This is a genomic window from Nocardia carnea, assembly GCF_029869215.1.
Lineage (GTDB): Bacteria > Actinomycetota > Actinomycetes > Mycobacteriales > Mycobacteriaceae > Nocardia > Nocardia carnea_B.
Genome location: NZ_JARWPM010000448.1, coordinates 1 through 6,811, shown reverse-complemented (window position 1 = coordinate 6,811; position 6,811 = coordinate 1). Strand labels below are relative to the sequence as shown.

Below are 6,811 nucleotides of genomic sequence, written 5' to 3'. Positions count from 1 at the left end.
CCGGGAGCGCCACGTTCACCACGGACAGATCCAGGGAGACCATGAACTGCACGATCACCACGGTCGCCAGCACCGCGGCCGGTTTGTTCGGCCCCGGGGCCTGCCCGGACGTCGGCGGCTCCGCCACCGGCCGGCCGGTTTCCGGCCCTGCGGCCGGTTCGTTCGTTTTCGACATCTGCCGCTCCACGCTGATCGGATCGATTGCGGGGCTCGCAACCGCCATATTTAGAGACGCGTATTTTTATTATGGTTAGCACACCCTTACCCCCATGTCGAGCGCTGCCACGGCGAGACGGACCCCAACCCCGAGGGCCGTCCGAGGAAACCCTTCGCCCCAACACATCTCAGATAGGTAATGATAATCTTTTTCATTAGTGCGCCCGGCGGATGCCGGTGCCTCGAAGCAGGAGAGATGTGTATGGACGACTTCTACTCACCGGTCGCCGAGTTCTACGACCTGGTCCCCCGCGCCCACGCCGAGGGTGAAGCGGCACTGCGGAAGATACTGGCCGAGGTCGATCCGGGGGCAGGTCCGGTGGTCGATATCGGGGCGGGTACCGGACGCACCTGCCGCATCGTCGCCGAGGTGCTGCCGACGGCGAAAATCCTGGCGTGCGAACCCGCCCCGGCGATGCGGGCGGTCCTGACCCACGATGTGGTCGCCGACGAGGACCTCCGGCGCCGGGTCACCATCGTGGCCGAACCGGCACAATCACTCGTACTGCCCGAATCGATTTCGGCGTTGATCGTTTTCGGCGTACTCGGCCATCTCGGCACCGGAGAGCGGCGGGCCCTGTGGGATCGCGTCCTGCCCCGGCTGGCGCCCGGCGCACCGGTCCTGGTGGAACTGCTACCGGTTACCCGGCCGACGACATTGCCGCGAATGGAACTGGCCCGGGAGCAGATCGGCGACCTCGTCTACGAAGGGTCGCTCGCGGCCGAGCCGGCCGGCGGCGACCTGATCCGGATGACCTCCACCTGGCAGATCAGCGGTGCCGCGGCACCCACCAGGGTGATCCGGAATATCAGCGAATGGCATACGTTCGGGATCGAGGATCTGGCCGCGGAAACCGGCCTGGCCGGGGAACAGCTCACCGCACAGGCAGGCGTCCTGCGGGCGCCCCACAACTGAAGGCGCGGGGGGCGACCAGGACCATGGTCGGGGAGCATGTCGCCGCCCCAGGAATGCGCCGCTGGACACGACAGCGTGAGTTGATCTTGTCCGCTCTCGGCGCCCACGGCGGTTTCACCACAGTGCAGGAGTTGCATACCCGGCTGCGCCTGGCGGGTCACCGCATCGGCATTTCCACGGTGTATCGGACACTGGCGGAACTGGACCGGGCCCAGCACCTCGACGTCGTCCGGCAGGAGACCGGCGAACGGCGATACCAGCTACGCCGTTCCTCGACGCACCGGCACCATCTGATCTGCCGGGCCTGCGGGGACAGCACCGTGCTGGATGCCGACGTCGTCGAGGAATGGATCGCCGCACTCCCCCGGATCACCGGATTCACCGAGATCGAGCACACGCTCGAACTCGACGGTCTCTGCGTTCGGTGCCGCCGCACCTGACCTACGCCGCGCCCCGCGCATCGCCGGCACCGGCACCGCGCGGCGAATCCCGGGTCACCGGAACGAGAATCAGCGCGAGCACCGTCGGCAGGCTCAAGACGAGCGCGAGACCGGTATGACCGCCGGCCGCGAGGCCTGAGCCGCCGAGCACCGATCCCGCGAACACTCCCAGGCTCATACCGGCCGCATTCAGGCTGAACGCGGTCGCGGAGAGGTCGCCGCTGCGGCGGGCGATCGATGTGGTCACCTGGGCGGCCACCACCGCGTGGCCGAACCCCATCAGCGCGGTCGCGGCCAGCGCGGCCGGCAGCGCGGTGGTATGGAAAACCCCGAGCACCGCAAGCAGCGCACCGAGCAACCCGGCTGTGAGCACCACCGTGGGGCGGCGGCCGATCATCGAATCGGGATCGCGTACCCAGCGGCCGGTCAGATAGTTCCCGAGGAAGAACGAGGCGCCGCTCAGTGTCCACACCAGGGTGAACGCCGAGGCCGTGAGCTCGAACCGGTGGCTGTAGAACACCGCGAGGAACGCCAGATACCCCATGAACGAGGTGGTGCGCAGTCCCGCGACGGCGATGAGTGCGAGCAGGTCCGGCTGCGCTCGCAACGCGCGAAACGAGGCAAGATATCCGAGCGAAACCGTGGGTGCCGGTTCCGCGGTGGCACGCACCGCGGTGCGCAGGAACCCCGCCGCGACGAGCACACCGGCCGCCGCGGTGATCCACAGCGCACCCTGCCAGCCCCGCCAAGACCCCAGCACCCCGATGACCGGCCCGGCGAAGACCGCGGCCAGCGATTGGATCGCGGTGACCATGGTGGCCGCCCGGCCGATATTCCCCGGGCCGGAGAACCGTGCGGTCGCCAGCGCGAGCAGAGCAGGTGTGAGCAGGGCGGTCGCGAGACCGATACCCAGGCAGAAAACGGTGAGCGCGGCGAAGGAGCCGGTGGTGGCCAGCAGGCTCGCCGCGGCGAGCAGGGTCAGTGCCGCGGCGGCGACATACTGCTTCGACCAGCGAACCAGCAAGGGCGCCACCGCGATTCCCGCGATCAGCGCGGCCAGGCCGCCCAGCCCGCGCAGGAACCCGATCCCCGGCTCCGGTGCGCCGGCGGTGGCCGCGATCTGCACCAGGTACGTGGAATAGATCGTGAACGGGAAGAGGCCGAGGATCGCGGCGATCAGCACCGGCCACAGCATGCGCACCATCCGCGGATCGGAGATCGGGTGGTCATCGGAGACACCGGATCCGGGCGGACGCGACGAACCCGCCACACCGCCCGCGGGCGTGTCCACCGGATCGTCGATCATCCGGCCGCCGCATGGTCACGCAGATACGCGGCGAACTTCTCCAGTCCGTCGATATTGCGTGGGCTGGAGATGGCTTCGTTGTAGTCGAGGACGAAGAACTTGTTACCGGCCACCGCCGGCAGTGCTGCGGTGACCGGGTTGTTCTTCAGGAAGTCGATCTTCTCCTGCGCCGGAGCGTCCCGGTATTCCAGGATGATGATGACCTCCGGCGCGGCTTCCACGACCGCCTCCCAGCTCACCTCGGTCCAGCGGGCGTCGACCTCGGCGAAAACGTTCTCGCCGCCGGCGAACCCGATGATATCGGTCGGCGGCACCTGACTCGCCGCGGTGAACGGCTTATCGGTGCCGGAGTCGTACAGGAATACCTTGACCGGCTTCCCGGCCGGGACCTGCTGCCGGACCGCGGTGACACGGGCGCGGTAATCGGCGATCAGGCCCGCCGCGCGATCCTCCACACCGAAGATCTGTCCCAGCCGCTCGAGGTCGGTGTAGAGACCTTCGAACGGCGTATGCCGCTCGGGGAACCCCGGATAGTTGAAACAGGATTCGGCGTGCATGAAGCTCTGGATGCCGAGGGTGTCGAGTATTTCGGGGGTGATCCCGCGGGAATCGGAGAATCCGGAGTTCCATCCGGCCACCACGAAATCGGCTTTCGCGTCGACCACCAGTTCCCGGTTCAGCAGGTCGTCGCTGAGGAATTCGACCTTCTCGTAGTCGGCGGCCCAGGGAGATTCGGTGACCGGCGGGTTCGCGGGCGGCATCACATACCCGTGCACATGATCGGCGAGGCCGAGCGCGAACATCTTGTCGGCGCTGCCCCCTTCGTAGACCACCGCACGCTGCGGCAGGGTGTATTCCACCGCCTCGCCGCACCGCTGCACCGTGGTGTGGCGCCCGGCCGCACCGGCGCCGTCGACCTGCGCGCCGCACGCCGATACCGAGAAGGCGCCGGTGAGCAACAGAATCGCCGTACGGTACCGGGCCGAGCCGGTCTTTTTCGCTGTCATGGGATCGGCTCTTTCGTGATCGTATCCGTGGTGGCTGCGGGCTCATTTCCGCCCGGCAGTGTGTACAGGATCTGTGGTGCGCCGGTCAGCGGGTGGGCGACCACGGAGATATCGACACCGAAAACCTCCGCGATCCGTTCCGCGGTCAGTACCTCCTGGGGCGGACCCGCCGCCACCAGCCGGCCACCGGCGAGCACCCCGATCCGGTCGCAGGCCGCGGCGGCGAGATTCAGATCGTGCAGCACGACCAGCACGGTGGGCGCGGCCGTCCGCAGCAAGCCGAGCAATTCGATCTGGTGGCGCAGGTCGAGGTGATTGGTCGGTTCGTCCAGGATGAGGATCCGGGGCTGCTGGACGAGGGCGCGCGCGACCAGCACGCGCTGCCGTTCACCGCCCGAGAGACCGAGTATGCCGCGATGTGCCAGATGCGCGATATCCATCTGCGCCATCGCCGCACGACATAGTTCGCGCTCGACACCGGTGAGCGGCTGATTGCCGTATTTGAACGGAGCCCGGCCCAGCGCGACGATCTCGGCGACCGTGAAGTCGAATTCGGTGCCGCTTTCCTGGGTGAGCGCGGCGACCCGCTGCGCCGACTCCCGGCGCGACAGGTCCGCGAGATTCTGCTCGCCGACGCGAATGGTGCCGCCGCTGGGCGCGAGTGCGCGGTAGAGACACCGCAGTATCGTGGACTTCCCGGAGCCGTTGGGTCCGATGAGACCGAGGACTTCGCCCGGCGCGGCCTCGAGGTCCACGCCGCCGACGATCTCGCGCCCCTCGAGCGTCACCGTGAGATCCGCTATCCGCACCCGCACTATGCGCCTCCGAAAACGTAGCCCCTGCGGCGCATCAGGACGATGAACACCGGGACCCCGATCAGCGCGGTCAACACCCCGATCGGGAGTTCGCGCGGAGCGGCGACGGTGCGCGCCAGCAGGTCCACCCACACCGTCAGGATTGCCCCCGCGAACGGCGCGATCAGCAGCAACCGAGCGTGCCCGGCCCCGGCGATCATCCGGGTGATATGCGGGATGACGAGACCGACGAAACCGATCGTGCCGCTGACCGCGACCATGGCACCGGTCATCACCGCGGTGGTCGCGAACAGGCCGCGGCGCGCCCGGGGTGTGTCCACGCCGAGGCTGGCGGCGGTCTCGTCGCCGAGCGACATGATGTCCAGTACGCGGCTGTACCGGAACAGCAGCACACCACCCACCACCGAGATGGCCGCCACCACCGGTAACGAGCCCCAGGTCGCGGCGCCGAACGAACCCATCGTCCAGAACAGGACGGTGCTCGTGGCCTCGCTGCCGGGCGCGAAGTAGATCAGCACGCTCATCACGGCCTGGAATCCGAACGCCAGGGCCACTCCGGTCAGCACCAGCCGCAGCGGCGTCACCCCCATGCGGCGGTAGGCCACCGCGTACACCAGCGCCGTCGCGCCCAGCGCACCGAGGAAGGCGCCGGCCGAGACGGCGTAGATCCCCAGACCCGCCAACGCACCCGACAATGAAACCGATACCGCGCCGACGGAAGCGCCGGAGGAGACGCCGAGGATATACGGGTCGGCCAGCGAGTTGCGGACCAGCGCCTGGATCACCGCGCCGGTGATACTCAGTCCCGCACCGACGACGGCGGCGAGGAGCACGCGCGGCGTGCGGATCTGCCAGACGATCTGGTATCGGGTCGCTTCGTCGGCGGCGACGCTGCCGTTGGTCACCGAGGCCCACAGGAAACGAGCGGTCTCGGCCGGGTGGATCGACGCGGAGCCGAGCCCGATCGCCACCAGGATCGACCCCGCCAGGACGACCGCGAGGGCCGCAACGAGGGCCGCGGTCCGGATCCGCCACCGGTGCGCGCGATCCGGAACGCCCGCATCCCCGGCCTCCGGGACCACCGCGTGATTCGCCGCCAACTCGCACACACTTCCACTCAGTTGTTAGTGTTGATAATCATTACCATTTAGTGCGAATGATGACAACCGACCCGACAACCCGGGAGCGGCCGGATACCGGGTCGAGCGAGGACTGCCCGCCGGCTCGGATCGGCGCGGCCCGCGGCCCGCGGCCGATGATGGCACCGGCGTGCGTCCGGCTGCTACGGCCGAATACGGTTGCGTACCAATGCGCTACTTACGTTGCGCCACCACCGGAGCGGGTCAGCCACCCGCGGGCCACTCCGACACTCGAGCGCGTGGCGAGACATCGGTATCCCGGTCCGGAGAGTCACCTGTCAGGTAGGACTGAACAACCGGGGAGAGCCAGCGGATGACCTCCTCGCGCGGCATCGCCACCAGCGGCGGGAAGGCCAAGACATACCGGCACAGCGCCATCCCCAGCATCTGCGAGGCCGCCAGCGCGGCCCGGACCGGGCCGTCGCCGGGATCATCGCTCACCCGGGTGATCACCGGCTGCAACTGCGCGGCCAGGATCGACCGCATCCGTTCGGCGACCGCTTCGCTGGTCACCCCGGCGCGCAACAGGATCAGCAGGGCCTCATCGCGCTCCCAGCGCTCGAGGAAGTGCGCGACCACCGCCGCGCCGATACGTTCCCGTTCGATCGCGGCCAGATCCGGTAGCTCCAGATCGAATTCGACCGCCGCGGCGAACAACCCCTCCTTGTTGCTGAAGTAGCGCATCACCATGGCCGGATCGATACCCGCATCGGCGGCGATCGCCCGGATGGTGGCGCGGTCGTAGCCGTCGGCGGCGAATCGTTCCCGGGCCGCAGCGAGGATGGCCGCTTTCGTTTCCGTCGAAGACCTTCTCATGACAACAAGCGTAGGCCAACACTTGTTGACAGCAAGCCGGCGGTCCGGTCGCCGAGCGCGGGCCCGTGGGGGTTTGGAACCGGCCCCGCCCCGGGGCGCCCCCGGTTGGGGGGGGGGAAATACACCCGGCCCGGGTACGGCGGGCGCGGGGGTGGG

General features: G+C 68.5%; 7 protein-coding genes. 2 read left to right on the top strand and 5 right to left on the bottom strand.

Going from position 1 to position 6,811, the window contains the following annotated elements:
* Window positions 1-418 precede the first annotated feature (418 nt).
* Both QH276_RS34130 and QH276_RS34125 read left to right on the top strand, forming a co-directional pair.
* On the top strand, window positions 419-1,132 hold the full coding sequence (locus tag QH276_RS34130) for a class I SAM-dependent methyltransferase (RefSeq protein ID WP_280401576.1): 714 nt from the start codon (window positions 419-421) through the stop codon (window positions 1,130-1,132).
* Between the two features lie 23 nt (window positions 1,133-1,155).
* Window positions 1,156-1,572 carry a Fur family transcriptional regulator gene (locus QH276_RS34125; RefSeq protein ID WP_280401577.1) on the top strand — a complete coding sequence of 139 codons (417 nt, stop codon included), beginning with the start codon at window positions 1,156-1,158 and terminating at the stop codon, window positions 1,570-1,572.
* Window position 1,573: 1 nt separating this feature from the next.
* On the opposite strand, the gene QH276_RS34120 is transcribed toward QH276_RS34125, so the two are convergent.
* The 5 genes from QH276_RS34120 to QH276_RS34100 all read right to left on the bottom strand — a co-directional run bounded on the left by QH276_RS34120 (window position 1,574) and on the right by QH276_RS34100 (window position 6,655).
* Complete coding sequence (locus QH276_RS34120; protein ID WP_280401578.1) at window positions 1,574-2,878, bottom strand: MFS transporter; 1,305 nt, start codon at window positions 2,876-2,878, stop codon at window positions 1,574-1,576.
* The gene (locus QH276_RS34115; RefSeq protein ID WP_280401579.1) at window positions 2,875-3,885 is read right to left on the bottom strand and encodes an ABC transporter substrate-binding protein; all 1,011 of its coding nucleotides are present in this window, start codon (window positions 3,883-3,885) and stop codon (window positions 2,875-2,877) included. Before QH276_RS34115 ends, QH276_RS34120 begins: the two co-directional genes overlap by 4 nt.
* The gene (locus tag QH276_RS34110; protein ID WP_280401580.1) at window positions 3,882-4,673 is read right to left on the bottom strand and encodes an ABC transporter ATP-binding protein; all 792 of its coding nucleotides are present in this window, start codon (window positions 4,671-4,673) and stop codon (window positions 3,882-3,884) included. Before QH276_RS34110 ends, QH276_RS34115 begins: the two co-directional genes overlap by 4 nt.
* 26 nt (window positions 4,674-4,699) lie before the next feature.
* Window positions 4,700-5,800 carry a FecCD family ABC transporter permease gene (locus QH276_RS34105; protein ID WP_280401581.1) on the bottom strand — a complete coding sequence of 367 codons (1,101 nt, stop codon included), beginning with the start codon at window positions 5,798-5,800 and terminating at the stop codon, window positions 4,700-4,702.
* A gap of 243 nt (window positions 5,801-6,043) precedes the next feature.
* A complete protein-coding gene (locus tag QH276_RS34100) occupies window positions 6,044-6,655 on the bottom strand; it encodes a TetR family transcriptional regulator (RefSeq protein ID WP_280401582.1) in 612 nt (203 codons plus the stop codon).
* Window positions 6,656-6,811 lie beyond the last annotated feature (156 nt).